At 36.0% G+C, this 17,427-nt stretch carries 16 protein-coding genes and 1 tRNA gene; 8 read left to right on the top strand and 9 right to left on the bottom strand.

The features are described 5' to 3' along the window. Positions 1-135 precede the first annotated feature (135 nt). A tRNA-Met gene (locus tag ACFIJP_RS05735) sits at positions 136-212 on the bottom strand. Between the two features lie 163 nt (positions 213-375). Between ACFIJP_RS05735 and ACFIJP_RS05730 the strand changes: the two genes are divergently transcribed. Together ACFIJP_RS05730 and ACFIJP_RS05725 are read left to right on the top strand one after the other, a co-directional pair. After that, positions 376-1,332 (top strand): Gfo/Idh/MocA family protein, encoded by a 957-nt coding sequence (locus ACFIJP_RS05730; protein WP_015856681.1) that lies wholly within the window; start codon positions 376-378, stop codon positions 1,330-1,332. 49 nt (positions 1,333-1,381) lie between these two features. Continuing rightward, positions 1,382-2,500 carry a DegT/DnrJ/EryC1/StrS family aminotransferase gene (locus ACFIJP_RS05725; RefSeq protein WP_375626200.1) on the top strand — a complete coding sequence of 373 codons (1,119 nt, stop codon included), beginning with the start codon at positions 1,382-1,384 and terminating at the stop codon, positions 2,498-2,500. Positions 2,501-2,826: 326 nt separating this feature from the next. Here the strand turns inward: ACFIJP_RS05725 and ACFIJP_RS05720 are convergent, their stop codons facing one another. Genes ACFIJP_RS05720 through ACFIJP_RS05710 form a run of 3 tightly spaced genes read right to left on the bottom strand, consistent with a single transcriptional unit; the run spans position 2,827 to position 4,088 of the window. Then, the gene (locus ACFIJP_RS05720; RefSeq protein WP_375626198.1) at positions 2,827-3,093 is read right to left on the bottom strand and encodes a hypothetical protein; all 267 of its coding nucleotides are present in this window, start codon (positions 3,091-3,093) and stop codon (positions 2,827-2,829) included. Then, positions 3,083-3,463, bottom strand: a complete 381-nt coding sequence (locus tag ACFIJP_RS05715) for a hypothetical protein (RefSeq protein ID WP_375626196.1) — start codon at positions 3,461-3,463, stop codon at positions 3,083-3,085. Before ACFIJP_RS05715 ends, ACFIJP_RS05720 begins: the two co-directional genes overlap by 11 nt. Positions 3,464-3,491: 28 nt before the next feature. Beyond that, on the bottom strand, positions 3,492-4,088 hold the full coding sequence (locus ACFIJP_RS05710; RefSeq protein ID WP_375626194.1) for a DUF1134 domain-containing protein: 597 nt from the start codon (positions 4,086-4,088) through the stop codon (positions 3,492-3,494). 216 nt (positions 4,089-4,304) lie between these two features. On the opposite strand from ACFIJP_RS05710, the gene chpT reads away from it, so the two are divergent. After that, a complete protein-coding gene (chpT, locus tag ACFIJP_RS05705; protein WP_375626193.1) occupies positions 4,305-4,943 on the top strand; it encodes a histidine phosphotransferase ChpT in 639 nt (212 codons plus the stop codon). Between the two features lie 224 nt (positions 4,944-5,167). On the opposite strand, the gene ctrA is transcribed toward chpT, so the two are convergent. Beyond that, complete coding sequence (gene ctrA, locus ACFIJP_RS05700) at positions 5,168-5,869, bottom strand: response regulator transcription factor CtrA (RefSeq protein WP_015856677.1); 702 nt, start codon at positions 5,867-5,869, stop codon at positions 5,168-5,170. Between the two features lie 567 nt (positions 5,870-6,436). Here ctrA and ACFIJP_RS05695 point away from each other — a divergent pair. Then, positions 6,437-6,823, top strand: coding sequence for a flagellar export protein FliJ (locus tag ACFIJP_RS05695; RefSeq protein WP_375626192.1), 387 nt, complete (start codon positions 6,437-6,439; stop codon positions 6,821-6,823). Positions 6,824-6,953: 130 nt separating this feature from the next. Here ACFIJP_RS05695 and ACFIJP_RS05690 read toward each other — a convergent pair whose 3' ends face one another. Next, on the bottom strand, positions 6,954-7,229 hold the full coding sequence (locus tag ACFIJP_RS05690) for a DUF1153 domain-containing protein (RefSeq protein ID WP_015856675.1): 276 nt from the start codon (positions 7,227-7,229) through the stop codon (positions 6,954-6,956). Positions 7,230-7,274: 45 nt separating this feature from the next. Here ACFIJP_RS05690 and ACFIJP_RS05685 point away from each other — a divergent pair, with 45 nt between their 5' ends. Together ACFIJP_RS05685 and mnmA are read left to right on the top strand one after the other, a co-directional pair. Then, positions 7,275-7,532, top strand: a complete 258-nt coding sequence (locus tag ACFIJP_RS05685; RefSeq protein ID WP_375626190.1) for a hypothetical protein — start codon at positions 7,275-7,277, stop codon at positions 7,530-7,532. 84 nt (positions 7,533-7,616) lie between these two features. Continuing rightward, complete coding sequence (gene mnmA / locus ACFIJP_RS05680; protein WP_375626188.1) at positions 7,617-8,840, top strand: tRNA 2-thiouridine(34) synthase MnmA; 1,224 nt, start codon at positions 7,617-7,619, stop codon at positions 8,838-8,840. A 280-nt stretch (positions 8,841-9,120) separates the two neighbouring features. Here the strand turns inward: mnmA and ACFIJP_RS05675 are convergent, their stop codons facing one another. Further along, positions 9,121-9,930 carry a TrmH family RNA methyltransferase gene (locus tag ACFIJP_RS05675; protein ID WP_375626187.1) on the bottom strand — a complete coding sequence of 270 codons (810 nt, stop codon included), beginning with the start codon at positions 9,928-9,930 and terminating at the stop codon, positions 9,121-9,123. Positions 9,931-10,685: 755 nt separating this feature from the next. On the opposite strand from ACFIJP_RS05675, the gene ACFIJP_RS05670 reads away from it, so the two are divergent. After that, complete coding sequence (locus ACFIJP_RS05670; protein ID WP_375626185.1) at positions 10,686-11,594, top strand: cation diffusion facilitator family transporter; 909 nt, start codon at positions 10,686-10,688, stop codon at positions 11,592-11,594. 1,175 nt (positions 11,595-12,769) lie between these two features. On the opposite strand, the gene ACFIJP_RS05665 is transcribed toward ACFIJP_RS05670, so the two are convergent. Beyond that, the gene (locus ACFIJP_RS05665; RefSeq protein ID WP_375626183.1) at positions 12,770-13,606 is read right to left on the bottom strand and encodes a DUF1460 domain-containing protein; all 837 of its coding nucleotides are present in this window, start codon (positions 13,604-13,606) and stop codon (positions 12,770-12,772) included. 754 nt (positions 13,607-14,360) lie between these two features. Between ACFIJP_RS05665 and ACFIJP_RS05660 the strand changes: the two genes are divergently transcribed. After that, complete coding sequence (locus ACFIJP_RS05660) at positions 14,361-15,581, top strand: MFS transporter (protein ID WP_375626181.1); 1,221 nt, start codon at positions 14,361-14,363, stop codon at positions 15,579-15,581. A gap of 497 nt (positions 15,582-16,078) precedes the next feature. Here ACFIJP_RS05660 and carA read toward each other — a convergent pair whose 3' ends face one another. Continuing rightward, a complete protein-coding gene (gene carA / locus ACFIJP_RS05655; RefSeq protein ID WP_375626180.1) occupies positions 16,079-17,275 on the bottom strand; it encodes a glutamine-hydrolyzing carbamoyl-phosphate synthase small subunit in 1,197 nt (398 codons plus the stop codon). Positions 17,276-17,427: the final 152 nt, after the last annotated feature.

Genomic DNA, 17,427 nt, shown 5'->3' with positions numbered 1-17,427 from the left:
ACCCTTTGAGAACCACTTTAAAACTCTTTGAAAAAAAATAAATTGGTACAAAACCTAGTGGCAAAATATACAAAACCTGCTGGCAAGCTACATACAAGCTACACCGCTGGCAAGCTACAACAACAAAAAAAGTAATGGTAGCGGAGGAGGGATTTGAACCCCCGACACAAGGATTATGATTCCTCTGCTCTAACCTACTGAGCTACTCCGCCAAAATAAGCAATCATAATTGTAAAAAATTACATCTTTTGCGGATATAAGGGGTAGAATAGTAAGATGTCAAGCATCGTTTTTAAGCTTTTCTCTTGTCATTCTATTTTATCCTCGATATGTAAAAGTGTAATTTTATATGATAAAGTAGGGTAAGGCATGAAAATGGTGCCACGTGTAGCGGTTTTAGGATGCGGTCATTGGGGTGAAAATCATATACGAACACTCCATTCTCTCGGGGCTTTGGCAGCAGTCTCTGATATTGATAATGATCGTGCTGCTAGTTTTGCAACGATGTATGGTGTAGAGCTTGTTACACCAGATGATCTTTTTACGCATCGAGATATTGATGCGCTGGTATTAGCATTGCCGCCACAATTGCATACGCAAAATGTGCTCCGTGCTGTTAAAAATGGTAAAGATGTTTTAGTGGAAAAACCAATAGCCTTGAATGTTTCTGATGCTAAACGCCAAGTTCAGGAGGCTGAGGCTTATGAGCGAGTTTTTATGGTAGGCCATATTTTACGTTTTCATCCGGCTTTTGAAAAAATGTGTGAATTGGTGAAAAACGGAGAAGTGGGAGATGTGCGATATATTTATTCTCATAGATTAGGCTTTGGAAAATTTCACACACACAGCGATGCTTTATGGGATCTTGCGCCTCATGATCTCTCAATGATTTTGGCGTTGACAGGATGTGAACCTTCCGAAATTCGCGGTGAGGGGGCTGCTGTCGTTGATCAGATTTCTGATTTTTCTCATATTCATATGACTTTTCCAAATGGTGTGCGTAGTCATCTTTTTACTTCACGCTTGAGTTCTTATCGTGAGAGACGTTTAACTGTTGTTGGAACAAAAGCTATGCTCGTTTTTGATGATATGGAACCGTGGAGCCGTAAATTGGCAATGCACCATTTTGCCGTTTGGAAAGAAAATCAAGAGTGGGCTTTTAGCATGGATGAGCTGAATTATATTGATGTTTGTGAAGATTTGCCGCTTACTTGCGAATTACGGCACTTTCTTCATTGTATTGAAACGCGTCAATCACCTCGTACAAATGGTGATGATGCTATTGCGGTTTTACGGATTTTAACAGCTGCTGGTGTCAATTATGATAGATAAAAGAGATAGGTAGCGCTTTTGCATTCTTGTGATGATCAATGGAGTTAATATGCAATTCATCGACCTTGGGGCGCAGCGTGCGCGTATTGAAGATAAAATTAATTCTGCAATTGCACATGTTGTCGCTAGTGGTAAGTATATTTTGGGGCCAGAAGTAACAGAATTTGAAGAGAAATTGGCAGAATATCTTGGTGTTAAACATGTGATTGCATGTGCTAATGGAACAGATGCTTTGAAGATGCCTCTTATGGCTAAAAATATTGGTCCAGGGGATGCTGTGTTTTGTCCTAGTTTTACATTTTCAGCAACGGCTGAAGTGGTTGCTTTGGTGGGGGCTAAGCCTGTTTTTGTTGATGTTTTACCTGATACATTCAATATTGATATTGAAAAACTTTCTCATGCTATCGAAATGGTAAAAAAAGAGGGACGTCTAAGGCCAAAGGCTATTATTGCCGTTGATTTATTTGGTCTTTCTGCTGACTATGTGCAAATTGCTCAAGTGGCAGCAAAGGAAAATCTTTTTGTAATTGAAGATGCTGCTCAATCTATGGGTGGAAGAAGCGGTAATACTATGTGCGGTGCTTTTGGTGATGTGGCTGCTACAAGTTTTTATCCTGCAAAACCATTAGGATGTTATGGCGATGGAGGCGCTATGATGACCAATGATGATCATTTTGCAGAACTTTTACGCTCTATTTTGTTTCATGGTAAAGGTGAAACGCAATATGACAATGTACGTATTGGTATGAATTCGCGCCTAGATAGCATTCAGGCTGCAATTTTACTAGAAAAGTTTGCGATCTTTGAAGATGAAATGGAAAAGCGTGTAGAAATTGCTCAACGCTATTCCAATGGCTTAAGAGATGTTGTTACAGTTCCAGAAATAGGAGAAAATATTCGTTCTGCTTATGCACAATATACGATTAAGGTAAAAGAACGTGATAAATTAAAAGATTTTTTACAAAAAAATTCTATCCCTACAATGATTTATTATAAAACTCCTTTACATCAACAGCCAGCTTATAAACACTTTCCTTATGTAAAAGATTCCCTTTCTGTTTCAGAATCTTTAGGAGAGTGTGTTTTAAGTTTACCAATGCATCCTTACTTGACACAAACGGATCAGGATATGATTATCCAAAAAATAAGAGATTTTTATCACTTTTGAGAGCGTATTTTTATCCTTAAAATTATGGTCAAAGCTCTATTGGTGACTCATCTTAGAAGGTACCTTTTGTTAGAGTGTGTGACCAATGTTTTTGGTATTATTTGCTTTCTAGGACCTATGAAATGTTGTCCTTTAGGGCGGTGATATGATTAGCAAGTGGAATCTGCTAGACAAGAAGATGCTTTTTAACAGAACGGTATGGGTTAAGAAACTTTGTCCTTTAGCTTAGCAAGAAAGTCACGTTTAATAAAAAGGATTTGGGTTATGAAAGTTATAATGAACCTTTGTTGATTTTACTCTTCATTCAAGGTGTTTTAAAAGATAACTTATTTAACGGGGTTTTGGGAGAGACAAGTGATTTTTTTGCGAATACGTGATGCTAGGTCATTTTTGCTTTTCGATTTTTGAATCAATGTATTGATGGGTGATGTGTTTCCCTCTTGTAGCGCTATTTGAGCTGCCAATGTTGCTGCAAGTTCTTTTGTTTCTTCACGGAGTTCTTCCAGCAATTGATGGTTAGCAGTCGTGTCAAGCTGATAAGTTTGGATTTTTTGTAAACGTTGCTGATAGTGTGCGATTTTTTCACGCATCATTTTTCTTTCCTTTGAAAGTTGTGGCGATATTTTGTTTGATTGCTATCGCTTCTTTAGTGAGAGTGTCTTGTGTGGGGAGGCATAGCCGATAAAATTGTTCTGTTATTTGGCTCAGTTGTACTTTTTGTTGGGCGTATTTTTTTTGCAAAAATTCGTACTTTTGTTGGTTGTTTGCTAATTCTACAGCATGTTGTGCACGAAGAAAATCGTGATTTGCTTCTATTTCCGCGAGTGATAATGGCATTTGCGCACAAACATCTTTATACGCAAAATGAACGGCTTTACGCCAAATAAAAGGAGACAAAAGCACCAGTACCCAAGAAGTGAAAGCAACTCCAAGAATAAAAAAAAGAAACGATTGAATAAGCATAATACCCCTATTTCAAATAAGAATACGTTTAAAACGGATTCCATGTCGGTCTAGGTGTTAATTTTAAATATCCTATATTGATACCAAGGCGTGCGCCGATCCCTGTACGTATTGGGATTAACAAGGTATTATGGTATTTGAGGACATGAAAACCAACACCTGCAATTAAATAGGCCGAACCTGAAATACCACCATAGCGTTTCCATAAATTATTTATGCTATTAAGGTTGTAAACTAAGATCATTAAACGGGAGCCTTGGCCGCCAAAATCCCATCCTACTGAGGGACCTTGCCAAAAAACTTTATGTTGACCATAGCTTTTGGTAAAAACTCTTCCTTCACCATAGGTTAATCCAGCAAAAAAGGCACCAGAAGCTTCTTCTCCTAAAATATAGGCATTGGGATAACCGTATTGTGAAAAAATATTTTGAATTGCAACAGCCAGACCACTGGCTGTTTTTCCAAAAAAAAGATGCCCAGAATCAATAATTTCTTGGAGTGAATAATGAGGTTCGTTTTGCTCTATTGGTTGTAGTTGAGCATGTGCAGTGTTTATGGTGATGAATAAAAGGAAGATTAAAGATATAATATTTTTGTACCAGTATTTGAGCAGAGAGAGAGCCATGAAGTTTTCTCCTTTTATTAGTGATAAACAAAAAGATAATATTAGAATTTTCATTCTATTCAAATAAAAAATAAGATATAAGGTTATTTAAATTCTTGAATTTATTTCTGAAATTTTTTTAGCACGATTGTTAATGTTTTCTGTTATGCATCAGATATTAAGAGTTTTTCTTTAAAATAAAGTTTGTTTTTTTGAATCTAGGAGTTTTCAATCATTATGACGTTAGATATTTCTTTGAATCCTACGGATCTTGCTGCTTTGCTTTGTAGTCGTATTTGCCATGATTTGATCTCACCTGTGGGGGCTATTCAAAATGCAATGGAGCTTTATGATGAAGGAGGAGCTGAAGAAGATGCTTTACAATTGGTGCGTTTATCCGTTGCGAGTGCTGCTGCACGTCTACAATTTGCGCGATTGGCTTTTGGTTTTGCTGGTGCAAGTGGAGGACAAATAGATACACGGGCTGCAGAGCAGGTTGCTCAACAATATATGAAAGAAGAAAAAGCAACTTTAAAATGGCAAGCTTCTTCTTTATTGTTACCAAAAGATGAAGTTAAACTTTTGCTTAATTTATTATTGATTGCAAACGCAACAGTTTCTCGTGGTGGTGAAATTGTTGTTATGATTTTGCAAGAAGAAAATAAACGTTCTTTTCGATTTGAGGTTTTCGGTAAAACTCTCCGTATACCCCCTCATTTTCTTGCGTTATTTCGTGGAGAAGTTCAAGAAGAGTTTATTGATGCACATGTCATCCAATTTTATTACACAATGTTACTTTCTCAGATGACAGAGATGAAAATAAATATTGATGAAAATAATCATTGTATTGTTTTAGAAAGTGTAAAAAAGCTTTGAATAAGAGAGAAGCGCTTAAGCCGTGTTGGGAAAAGTGGCTTCGATTGAACATATGAGCAATAGAGTTATATGTGTAAATGCTGTATAGTCACTTATTAAGCTTTAAGCGCTTTCTATATGAGAATTTTTGGTGTGCGAGTTTTCTACTTTTAACAGAGAACAGATTTTGGGAAAAAATCTCGGCCCGCCACACTCCGAGATTTTACAAAGTGCATGTTCACTGCTTAAGCGGTTTTTCGTACGTTCTCTTCAACTGGATCACGTAATACATAACCGCGTCCCCAAACTGTATCAATGTAATTTACACTAGAAGAGACTGCTTCCAATTTTTTCCGCAATTTACAGATAAAAACATCGATAATCTTTAGTTCTGGTTCATCCATTCCACCATAGAGATGATTGAGAAACATTTCCTTAGTAAGGGTGGTACCTTTACGTAAAGAGAGAAGCTCTAGCATTTGATACTCTTTTCCGGTTAAATGAACGGGGCGCCCTGCAACTTCGACGGTTTTTGCATCAAGGTTGACAGTGAGATCACCGGTAACAATAACCGATTGTGCATGTCCTTTAGAACGACGAACAACTGCATGGATACGTGCAATGAGCTCATCCTTATGAAAAGGCTTTGTCATATAGTCGTCAGCTCCAAAGCCAAAACCACGGACCTTGTCTTCAATGGCATTCATACCAGAAAGGATCAGGACAGGAGTTTTTATTTTTGCCAACCTTAGAGTCCGCAAGACATCATACCCTGACATATCGGGCAAATTCAGATCAAGCAAAATGATATCATAATCATAGAGTTTTCCTAAATCGATACCTTCTTCACCCAGATCAGTGATATAAACATTAAAGTTAGCTGACTTTAACATTAACTCAATGCTTTGAGTAACTGCTCTATCATCTTCAATTAATAATACGCGCATTTTAGATCCCTCACTTCGCTCCTTCACAAATCATAAGGAGCATTTCTATTTTATAATCAGTTAGCAAAACCACTATTATAAAAACAATTCATGAAATCAAACACTTATAACAAAGTGTTTATGAATATTTCAGTAGTACGCGTAACAATCACTACTAAATTCCCCACTATCCATGATAGTGGTTAACAAAATATTTTTATTTTTGAAAGAGGCTGCAAAATTATTTTAGAAAAATCGCATATTTTTTTAACATAATAAAAAAAGAAGGGCTTTTTTTATAAACTTTAACTTAAAAAAATTTGTAAAAGAGTATTATAAATTACTTTTTTACAATTTCAGTGTTTGTTTACTGAGCTTTAAATCTCTTCATTTTATAATGGGGGGGAAAAGTAAAGAAATAGTTATTGCTCTTTAAAGCAGATTGTATGTTCAGATGCTTTAATGAAAGGCGAAAATTGTTATAATTTCAAGTCAATAGACTGTTTTTGTCGGATAGACATATAACTAAAAGATATTTATTGGGTGTGAATGCGAGTTTTGAGTTGGCGCAATCAAGGAGTAGTGAGTATGAAGCCACGAGAAAATATGGTGCGATTGAGGATGTTTCAAGTGCGTGGAAAACGCCGTGAAATTGCACAGCTTGAGATGATGATCGCAGAGTTTGAACGAATGGTGTTAGAGCTGGAAGCACAAATTACTCATGAAGAACGTAAATCTGGAAACAATGATGTTCACCATTTTGCTTATTCTGCTTTTGCGCGTGCAGCGCGGCAAAGACGTGATAATCTGATCAATTCAATTCGTGATTTACAGCTTCAAAAAACAAACGCTGAAATTGCTCTCCATGAAGCTAATACAGAGCTGCAACGTGCACAGCTTTTGGAAGCACGGGAAAAGAAGATTGCTGCGGGTGGTGAGGATATTTTGATTCAATCTAATTCAATGGTTGGATGATAAAAGCAATTATTGAAAAATCTATTCTTTCAGATTTATCTTTTGGGTATAGTATAAAACAGCCAAATTTTTATCAAATTTGGCTGTTTTACAAGTTTCTTTATGTTATCGAATCGTCATCAAGGGCAACTTAATGCCTGTAGTTTTGAATCTTGGTCGTTCGTAATCCCGCTAAACCGTGTTCATCGATCAAACTTTGCCATGAAAGAAATTCTTCTACAGTCAAAGTATAACGTTGGCACGCTTCGTCAAGACTTAACAATCCACCTCTGACAGCCGCAACAACTTCAGCTTTGCGACGAATCACCCAGCGTCGTGTTGTTTGCGGCGGTAGGTCGGCAATTGTAAGCGGACTTCCATCTGGCCCAATAACATATTTCATTTGTGTTTTTATCAAATTGGTCATTCGTATCCTCTACCTTTAGTCAAGGACTTGATTCGTTTATAGAGCATGAAATTTAAAAAAGAGCTAAACGCGCTGAAAGAAAAAATTAATAAAGTGATTGAGCACGTAAAAAGAAACTTAAGTGAAGTGTGTAGAAGAGCTTCTTGCAATATTTTACCAGATTTTAAAAAGAGCAAAAAGGTTTTCTCCCAAACGATTGCCATTATGCCTTATTTCTATCATTCTTTTTTGTTTTCAGCAGCTTTCAAGAAAGTAATGCCTATGGTTGTGGAAAAGATAAAAAAACAATATAAAGACAATTAATCGTGTAAAAGTGCTGAAGAGCATGCATCAGAATGTTAATATATGAGTAGCCATTAAAAAGAGCATTAAGTAGAGAATGAATACATGTTTTTAAACAGTCTTGATTTACCAGGACAACCTGAGGATTCTCGCATTGTTGTTGCAATGTCGGGAGGGGTTGATTCATCGGTTGTTGCAGGTCTTTTGAAAAAGGAAGGGTATAATGTTATTGGCATTACGTTGCAGCTTTATGATCATGGGGCAGCGACGCATCGGGTGGGGGCGTGTTGTGCAGGACAAGATATTGAGGATGCACGCCGCGTTGCAGAAACATTAGGAATACCGCATTATGTTCTTGATTATGAAAAGCGTTTTCGCGAAGCTGTTATTGATCCTTTTGCAGAAAGCTATGCTCATGGAGAGACACCAGTACCATGTATTGCATGTAATCAAACGGTTAAGTTTGCTGATTTATTGGCAACGGCACGCGAATTGGGGGCAGATGCTTTGGCTACGGGACATTATATTCGTTCGCGTTCCCACGGAGCGCATCGAGCACTCTTTCGTCCTCTCGATAATGATCGTGATCAGAGTTATTTTCTCTTTGCGACGACACAAGAACAGATTGATTATTTGCGTTTTCCACTTGGTGTCTTTCCAAAAGCCCGCGTTCGTGAAATGGCAGCAGAAATGGGCTTTGTGGTTGCCAATAAGCATGATAGTCAGGATATTTGTTTTGTTCCACAAGGAAAATATTCAGATGTTATCGCAAAATTGCGTCCAGAAGCAGCTAATCCTGGCGTTATTGTCCATATTGATGGAAAGATCTTAGGTAAACATTCGGGAATTGTTAATTATACCGTTGGTCAACGTCGTGGTATTGGGGTGTCAACGGGTGAAGCGCTTTATGTGGTTTATCTCGATGTGGAAAATGCGCGTGTTATTGTTGGACCGCGTGAAATGTTAGAAACGCATAAGCTTTTTTTACGTGATGTGAATTGGCTTGGTGATGAGTCGTTAGATAATTTCCCTTCTCAAGGTATTGAGGTAGCTGTAAAGGTGCGTTCAACGCGTCCTCCTCACCTTGCACGCTTGCATTATAAAGAAGGTGTTTTTTCCGTTGATTTATTGGAATGTGAAAATGGTGTGGCACCAGGGCAAGCTTGTGTTCTTTATGATGGAAATGGTCATGATGCGCGTATTCTTGGGGGAGGATTTGTAACACATTCAGAACGTGCGGCCGATACTGAAATGATGTTGAAGCGCGTTTTATGTAATCTCGAAACAAAAGATTCTGTTTCTTCTGAACTAAAAACAACAGCTTCATAAAAGATAGTAAATTGATTTATAATGATATTTTGTACTCTTAAACTTGAATGAGAGACTTCCGGAAGATTTTCTCATTGGAAGTTTGTTTTATGATTGAATCCATCAACATTATGTCTTCTGCACGTCATAAGTGGGGTTAGGGTGTAGAAAGCATTGATAAGAAAAATGTAAAAATGTTTTTAATCAATGCTTTAAAATGCTAGGGAACGGCAATATTATTGGAGACTGGTAGATAACATACAACATCGGCTATGTTTTACAACTTAAAGTGTTATCATCTTTAGTGGTCAAAGTTGGTAAAATGGGCAAGTGCAATACCTGAGGCTGTGGCAACATTAAGGCTGTCAAAACCGTCAGTCATGGGAATACGTAAGGTTTTTGATTGTTGTAGTATATGGGGTGGTAAGCCATCGCCTTCTGTTCCAAAAATAAGTGCCATTCTTTTAATTTTGTTGGCTTGCTTGAGAGTGTGTGAAGCAGAAGGGGAGAGTGCATAAAAATGAAAGTTTTCATCGTTTAGAGCAGCTATAATGTCATTTATATCAGCGTTTTGCGTATAGGGTACTTTTAAAGCAGCGCCGGCAGAAACTCTTATTGATTTACGATAAAGTGGATCGCATGAGGTTTTGTCGACAATAATACCATTACTGGCAAAGGCTGCTGCATTACGAAAAATTGATCCCATATTATCGTGATTCGAGATACCACATAAAACAAGAATCAAAGCTTTTTCTGGAAGATGTTGTAGAAAACTTTGTAAAGATGGCAGTATTTTGCGTTTACCAATACCCAAGACACCACGATGAACATGGAAGCCGGTGATATTATCCATGACTTTTTGTGGAACGCAATAAATGGGACATAGAGGCTGTGTTTTTTCTAAAAGCGGTAGAAGTCCAGAGAGACGGTTTTCTACGATGAGCAGTGAGATGGCAGAAAACTCTTTCGAGTGCAGTAATGCGGACAATGTTACTTTGCCTTCAGCAATAAATTGATGTTGCCGTCCAACAAGATCTTTTTCACGGATATTATGATAGGCTTTTAGGCGTGGATCATCGGTTTCATTGATTGTTATGATATTCAAATGCATGAGAGATTTTTAGTGCTTTTTTCTTATGATTTCCAGATGTTAGAATTTATTTTATTTTAACAAAGAGAGAAAAAAACATTATTTTAAAACTTATGGTAGAATTTGTGTTGACAATATGCAACCATAGGTATAGTATAAAAATACTGATACGGAATCATATATTTTTTCTCGTATCGGGTGCAGTGTCTTGGGTCCCCGCTATTTCCCAAGTTCTGTATGCCCTTAATTTCTAAGGGAAAAGAATCTGGGTCCCCAATGCCCAGATTCTTTTTTTTGGGGTAATCATTGTTCTTCTTTTTTATATCTCAATTTTTTAGTAAATCATATTTTAAAATGCGGTTGACCTCTGAGGTTACAGTAGAGTGCTAAGATATTTTTTCTAAGTTGCAAAGATGGCTTATGATGCACATTATAAGACTGAAAAATAATGCATGATCATGGTATATTTGAGTAAAAACAAGTTTTTTGTTTATGAGATGTGAGATGGCTTTAAGTTATTCAGAAAACGATTAGTAATGAAGGTGATGTGTTTGATTGCTTTTGGGAAAGCTCTTTGTTTATTCTGTTCCTCTCTTCTTCCTTTATTGATTCTGTTCGTGTAACTGAGCAGTTTTTACGATAATAATGTGAGCTTGAAGCGTTTATTGTATGCTGAAGCTTCTGTAATATTGAGGAAATATTGTCGATATGCCAAAAGTATAATTATATGGTTGAAAATATTAATCCCTTATTTCGTGAAGAAAAGGATGAGGTTCATGGATGTAAAAATCAATATACAAAGCTTAACTTTATACTCTATTTTTATTGCGTGTATTGTTTTTGCTTTGAAATATTGGGCATATCACATCACAGATTCGGTTGCACTTTATTCTGATGCATTGGAATCAATAGTTAATATTCTTGCGTCATTTGCAGCATGGTGGGCTGTTAAAGTGAGTATGAAGCCAGCGGATCAGGATCATCCCTTTGGGCATCATAAAGCAGAATATTTTTCCGCCATTCTTGAAGGGATACTCATTATTATTGCGGCAATTGTTATTTTAAGAGAAGCATGGATAGCTCTTTCTACCGTTCAATTATTGCAGAAGCCTGGAGTATGGCTTGTTATTCATCTTATTGCAACTGTCATAAATTGTATGTGGGGAATGGTTCTTATTTGGCAGGGAAAACACCATCGCTCACCGGCTCTTAAAGCGGATGGAGTGCATTTTATAACGGATGTTTTTACTTCGCTTGCAATTTTAATTGGTCTGATTGCTGGTTTTATCGGGGGATGGGGAATTTTAGATCCAATTTTAGCGATAATCGTTGCCGTTAATATTCTCTTACAGGGCTGGAAGGTGATTAGAAATGCTGTTCAGGGATTAATGGACGTTGGCGTTGAATTGAATGAAAGCATGCGGATTCGGGAGCTGATTTCTGCAAATGCATCGGGTGCGCTTGAGGTCCATGATTTACGGACGCGTGTTGCTGGGAGGGTTACTTTTATAGAGTTTCATTTGGTTGTGCCTGCTATAATGCAGGTAGGAGAAGCACATAAAATTTGTGATAAAATCGAAGGTGTTCTTCAACAAGAATTTGATAATGTACGTATTTCTATTCATGTCGAGCCTGAAGATGAGGCAAAATTGCCTCCCGGTACAACGGTGATCCCTTTTATATAAAAAGATTTTTTCAAATTGTCTGCTATGTTATGGGGACTATTTTTTATGATGGGGCGATTCATACCTCTCGAAAATACAGTGAATCTCTTTCGTTGATTTAATTTTTGCATTAATCAATTATAAAAGGTTAAACAGAGTATTTAAGGCAAGATTTATTCTATTTCGTTAAAACACTGTTATTTAAGGTTGGGTATATAAAATTTGATCTATTAAGTGTTTTTAGAGTGTGGAGTAAATATTCAAAATAGGGCTTGCTGGTGTATCCTTGTGTAAGTGAATCTCATGAAATGGTTAGCCGCTTAAATTCACTTAAGAGAACGGATTGTTTACAGACTGTCAGGAGTAGATGTTTCGTTTCTTAGGGCGAGGAGGAATGAAGCTTTCGTCATAAGTTTAATGATAAATTTTATATAAAAGTTATGAGTAGAATTTTAAAGTTTGTGATCATAGATTAATCATCATTATTGTTGCTAATAAATGTGTTGTTTTACCGATAAAATGTGTTCTGTTTTAAATGTTCTTTATTGCATGAAGGATAGGGGACACATTAAAGAATGATGCTAAAGATAGATACTGGTTTTTAATTGATGCCTTCATATTTTCATTTCAATCTAGCATCAAAAATTTTACAATGACGCGTACAGTACTGGTGCATTCTAATCATAAATATGCTGCTACATCAGGGTTATTTTAATGTATAGACAACAAGAAAACGCAAAGACTTTATGAGGAAAATAATGCTATAAGGTCAAAAATTTATACGCAATAAATTAGAGAGATAGATCGAATTTTTATAAAATACTTTATGAGATAAAAAAAACATATCTGGCGTTACTTTTACTTATTTTTACAAACGTTTATCTATGTCTTTTGCGCTATATTCGTAAAGATCAGATTAGTGATAATCTATAGATAATTCTTGGTTGAGAATATAAAAGGAAAGCGTGATACTAAAATAGAGTTTTGCCTGTCTTTATTGTTCAACCAGTAAAAGTGATCACAAATCCGTGATTTTTTACATACCTGTAAACAAAGTTAGATCAAAACGACTTTTTCTCTAAAAACTGTAAAAATATATTGTATCCGTATAGCTTGAACGAAGTTAGATGTTTACCTGAATAACTACAGTATATATTTTAAGAATAGAGAAGATATTTCATATCACTATGATGTTATTAAAGAGCTCTTAAAACAATGATTCCTGGTGTTTTTGCAACATAATCCATAAAAGGAGAATCAACGACTTTTTCGTTTTCTTTTCGTGAAGAAGCATTTCTTAACATTGGCCCTTTATCTGTCATGATAAAGAAGCCCACATGTGTTACATCCAATCCAGCAAGTTTCGTATAAATACCAATAAAATCACCAGACTGTAAACGACCTACAACCTCCTCATTAATAAAGTTACTTGGGATATACGTTATCGTGCGTTTCACAACTGGCAACCCAGGTAGATAGTTTTCACCATCAGCTTTTTTGTTGAGATATTTTTCTATTTTTACCGCATGGGGACTTATTTCAGCGGTAATATCAGTGGCGAGTTTATATTCTCTATAAGCCCAGTCTGTAAAAAAATGTTTGCGATTTAAAAAATGAATATTACCGTTAATATAACGCGTTTTTATGACGTTATTTATGAATTCTGTTTGGGATGTTGATTTGCGTAATGCTTCAACATAATCCAGATAAGTGAAGCAATCTAAGCCTCTAAAATCAATAATCAGTTTTTCTGGTGTCTTTTCTGAGCCATGTAACATATTTGCTTGGTAAGGTGTCCCTAAAAAAGCTTCAGAAAGAAAGTCAATTAGTGTCCCTTTTTCCTGATAATTTGTTTCTGAACGTTTTTTGAGAAGAGCATTTAGTTTATTTAGAGTATAAGGATCTAGTTTTATGTTGTTTGTTTGTTGTGTTTTTATTTTATTTCCTAAAATACTCTCTTGTGAATCAGAATCCTGAACATCATATCCTGTTACCAATATTAAAATGAGAACTAATAGAGATATTTTTCGCATTCTATACACCATTTTTGCATTAACAATTCATGACTAACTATTTCTAAAAGTGCTATTTTTTAAATGCGTATCACGATCATTATTAGATTTAACAGTAGCATATAATCATTAAGAGCATCAATGAATATAAAGATATAATCATGGTTTTTAAGGTTACACAAATTTCAAGCGATATGAATAGTTTCTAAGATTATAGAATTAAAGAATATTTCTCTATAATATACTTATTTTTTAAATAAAATGATTGTCAGATAAATACTTTTAAAAATATGATGAGCTTTTGCATTGTTAAGCTATTTGGGTGATGCTGCTTTAATCTTATAGCACATTCTGAGGGTAAGAAAATTCTTTAAGAGCTTATCTTTTAAAAGGTTTCAATTGCTATAGGATATCTAACGTATCAAATGGAATTGAGATTCCTGAAAACGGTGGTATGAGAAGGGGAAATGATGTCTGATAAAATTCATCATAATGTCTCTAAAACTATTGGAAATGCTCTGTGTTTCATGAAATTTTGTTTATGAGTTGGTCGCACAAATATTTTATTCGTATAATGCAAAAAAATATTTTTATGCTTTGACAATGATATACTAATTAAAACGTAATTTTATATTTTTATCTTGACTCTTACTTAAATTTTTACTTTGCTATTATTTTATATATGACAAGTATATGGTATAGAATACTTTTAAAAGGAAAAGGGAGTAAAAAGATAGCGGGGGAGTAATTGTATGCGTAAAATAGTGTGTATGTTATGCAAGACCAAATGCTCAATCCGAATTTTGTTCAGCGTGGGCTCGTTTTAGTGTTCATCACTTTATTGTTAGATATTCTTGGCATTGCGATTATTTGTCCTGTTTTGCCTGAATATTTTTCTCAATTAACTGGAAAAGATGTCAGTACATCTTTTGTAGAAAGAGGAAAATTACTTGCAGCTTATTCAGTGATGCAGTTTTTGTTTGCTCCTGTTATTGGCAATCTCTCTGATCGTTATGGTCGTCGTCCTATTTTGCTGCTCTCTATTATCTGCTTTGCTCTTGATAATCTCATATGTGCCATAGCATGGAGTTATTCTATGTTATTTATCGGGCGTCTTTTGTCAGGGATGAGTGGTGCTAGTTTTGCAACTTGTACAGCTTATCTTGCGGATATATCCGATGATAAAACCCGTACACGCAATTTTGGTCTGTTAGGCGTTGCATCCGCATTGGGGTTTATTTTAGGATCGTTTATTGGTGGTTTTTTAGGTCAGTTTGGTCCGCGTATACCGTTTTATTTTGCTGCTGGTTTTTCACTCATTAATTTTATTTTTGCTTGGCTTATGCTTCCAGAAACTCTTTCTCTGTGGAATAGGCGCTTTTTTGATATTAAGCGGGCAAATCCCTTAGGTGCTTTTTGGCACCTGAAACAATATCCGATGGTTCTTTGGGTGTTATTGGTCTTTTTTCTTTATTGGTTTGCGGAATCTGTATGGTTAAGTATTTGGGCTTTCATTGCAAAAGAACGCTATGATTGGAGTTCTTTTTCTATTGGGCTCTCCTATAGTGTTTTTGGGATAGGCCAATTTATTGTAGTCGCTCTCATTTTGCCTTATTTTTCTAAACGATGGAGTGATTGGCATATTGTTATAGTGGGGCTTTTGTTTGCCTCCGTTGCTATGCTAGGCTATACATTCGCAACGCAGGGGTGGATGGTTTATATGGTTTGTGCGTGTACAATGCTTGAATATCTTGTTCATGCACCTATACGTGCTATTGCTTCAGCGCAGGTGCCAACAAATGTACAAGGAGAACTGCAAGGAGCGATGACATCTGTTATTTCGTTAAGTTTAATATTTGGTTCTGTTTTTTATGTGTTTCTTTTTGAATGTTTTACAGATAAAAATGCACAGTTTTATTTTTCTGGTGCCCCTTTTGTTGGAGGCTTTTTTCTTCTTGTCGTTGCAACAGTTATTTTTGCCTTGCGGGTACGTTAATTTTTTGAGAGGGGCTGGTACGTACTATTTTGCTAGAGAATGCACAAGATAAACAAAATGTATCATTTTATAGGCAGAAAGTTTTTTGTGATATTTGTTTCACAAAGTGTTGTATAGAATATCGATACATTCTTCTCATTTAGTGCAAATAATTTTTTTATTCTTTAATAGGAATTACGCTTCTCATGCAAAATAGAATGCTTAGAATTGTATTGTGAATCCAATACTTATTTGAAGGTTAGGCACTTTACTCTTTTTAAAAATGGTTTTTATCGACACACTTATCTTGCTTAGGGGGAAGCCAATGATTTTGATGAATACAATTCTAAGAGGAGAGGTCATGAGAAAAATTCAAGTTATTCAGTGCTCTCATCTTAGTTGCAAAATGATAAATAATAACACTTATTCAATAAGTTGTAGGTATACAAATAATATATTTGTGTATGGGAAGATGATATAATTTAAAGGAGAGAAGCTAGAAAGTGAGATATTTTATTTTAAGATATTTTTTTATAATTCATAATGAGATCACAGAAATGCTGAAAGAGGTAGTGGCTATCTTGTGGTCCAGGAGAAGCTTCGGGGTGATATTGAACAGAAAAAACTGGTTTTCCAATGATTCGAATACCACAGTTTGAACCATCAAAGAGAGAAATATGTGTTTCTTGTACATGTTGTGGTAAAGAGGCAGAATCTACGGCGAAACCGTGATTCATCGATACAATCTCAACTTTTCCAGTGTTGAGGTCTTTAACTGGGTGGTTGGCACCATGATGTCCTTGGTGCATTTTCACGGTTTTTGCACCAACCGTAAGAGCGAGAAGTTGGTGACCAAGACATATTCCAAAAATTGGTAAATTATGATCAATTAATGTTTTGATCGTTGGAACGGCATATTGAGCCGTAGCTGCGGGGTCCCCTGGTCCATTAGAAAGAAAAACGCCATCAGGGTTCATTGCTAGAATTTCTTTTGCAGTTGTGTGGGCAGGCACAACAGTAATGCGTGCTTTTTGTGTTGCCATAAGGCGAAGAATATTGCGTTTAATACCATAGTCAATTGCAATGATATGAAGATTATGCACATTATTTGTACTGTATCCTTTGTTCCAGCTCCATGGTTTTTCATCCCATTGCATTGATGATTGAGATGTCACATCTTTCGTAAGGTCAAGATTGACGAGACCGTGCCATTTTTGCGCACGTTTCTTTAAAGAAGGAATATCAAAATTTCCATTAGAATCATGTGCAATGACAGCATTTTGCGCACCTTTTTCACGAATAAGAATTGTGAGCGCACGTGTATCAATACCACAAAGTGCAATAATTTTATGCGTTTTAAGCCATTGATGAAGATTTTCATTGGCACGATAATTTGAGGGATGTGTAATGTCTGCCTTGAAAATAGCGCCAACAGCACCATGACAATCGAGAGGAGAGAGAGCTTCAATATCTTCACTATTTGCCCCTACATTTCCTATATGAGGAAAAGTAAAATTAACGATTTGTTGTGTGTATGACGGGTCTGTGAGGATTTCTTCATAGCCTGTGATGGCGGTGTTAAAACACACTTCAGCTTCAGCAATACCTGTAGCACCTGCTCCTTTGCCTTCAATAACGGTTCCATCAGCTAAGACTAAGAGGGCTGTAGGTTTTTTGATACTCCAAGGGTGGCTGGGTGAAGTCGTTTGTATCATAGTATGTATCCACAATTTATTCTCTGAAAGGTATAATGATCAACTTTACACAAAAATCATACCTTTAACAGATGCTGTGTATATTATTCTGGTAATGTTTCGCTTGAAATAGGCAGTATAAGTACATTCCATGAAGAGGTAAAGTCTTGTTT

This window comes from Bartonella sp. MU37NMGALS, assembly GCF_042194015.1.
In the GTDB taxonomy this organism is placed as follows: domain Bacteria; phylum Pseudomonadota; class Alphaproteobacteria; order Rhizobiales; family Rhizobiaceae; genus Bartonella; species Bartonella grahamii.
The sequence above is the reverse complement of the archived record's forward strand: the minus strand, read 5'-3'. Positions and strand labels throughout refer to the sequence as shown.

What these genes read in the sequence shown, in the direction of transcription:
- ACFIJP_RS05690 (WP_015856675.1), bottom strand. Translation starts at nt 7,229, where the DNA reads ATGACCAATTTGATAAAAACACAAATGAAATATGTTATTGGGCCAGAT.
- ACFIJP_RS05665 (WP_375626183.1), bottom strand. Translation starts at nt 13,606, where the DNA reads ATGCGAAAAATATCTCTATTAGTTCTCATTTTAATATTGGTAACAGGA.
- ACFIJP_RS05670 (WP_375626185.1), top strand. Translation starts at nt 10,686, where the DNA reads ATGGATGTAAAAATCAATATACAAAGCTTAACTTTATACTCTATTTTT.
- ACFIJP_RS05685 (WP_375626190.1), top strand. Translation starts at nt 7,275, where the DNA reads ATGAAATTTAAAAAAGAGCTAAACGCGCTGAAAGAAAAAATTAATAAA.
- ACFIJP_RS05660 (WP_375626181.1), top strand. Translation starts at nt 14,361, where the DNA reads ATGCAAGACCAAATGCTCAATCCGAATTTTGTTCAGCGTGGGCTCGTT.
- ACFIJP_RS05720 (WP_375626198.1), bottom strand. Translation starts at nt 3,093, where the DNA reads ATGATGCGTGAAAAAATCGCACACTATCAGCAACGTTTACAAAAAATC.
- ctrA (WP_015856677.1), bottom strand. Translation starts at nt 5,869, where the DNA reads ATGCGCGTATTATTAATTGAAGATGATAGAGCAGTTACTCAAAGCATT.
- mnmA (WP_375626188.1), top strand. Translation starts at nt 7,617, where the DNA reads ATGTTTTTAAACAGTCTTGATTTACCAGGACAACCTGAGGATTCTCGC.
- ACFIJP_RS05695 (WP_375626192.1), top strand. Translation starts at nt 6,437, where the DNA reads ATGAAGCCACGAGAAAATATGGTGCGATTGAGGATGTTTCAAGTGCGT.
- carA (WP_375626180.1), bottom strand. Translation starts at nt 17,275, where the DNA reads ATGATACAAACGACTTCACCCAGCCACCCTTGGAGTATCAAAAAACCT.
- chpT (WP_375626193.1), top strand. Translation starts at nt 4,305, where the DNA reads ATGACGTTAGATATTTCTTTGAATCCTACGGATCTTGCTGCTTTGCTT.
- ACFIJP_RS05725 (WP_375626200.1), top strand. Translation starts at nt 1,382, where the DNA reads ATGCAATTCATCGACCTTGGGGCGCAGCGTGCGCGTATTGAAGATAAA.
- ACFIJP_RS05675 (WP_375626187.1), bottom strand. Translation starts at nt 9,930, where the DNA reads ATGCATTTGAATATCATAACAATCAATGAAACCGATGATCCACGCCTA.
- ACFIJP_RS05710 (WP_375626194.1), bottom strand. Translation starts at nt 4,088, where the DNA reads ATGGCTCTCTCTCTGCTCAAATACTGGTACAAAAATATTATATCTTTA.
- ACFIJP_RS05715 (WP_375626196.1), bottom strand. Translation starts at nt 3,463, where the DNA reads ATGCTTATTCAATCGTTTCTTTTTTTTATTCTTGGAGTTGCTTTCACT.
- ACFIJP_RS05730 (WP_015856681.1), top strand. Translation starts at nt 376, where the DNA reads ATGGTGCCACGTGTAGCGGTTTTAGGATGCGGTCATTGGGGTGAAAAT.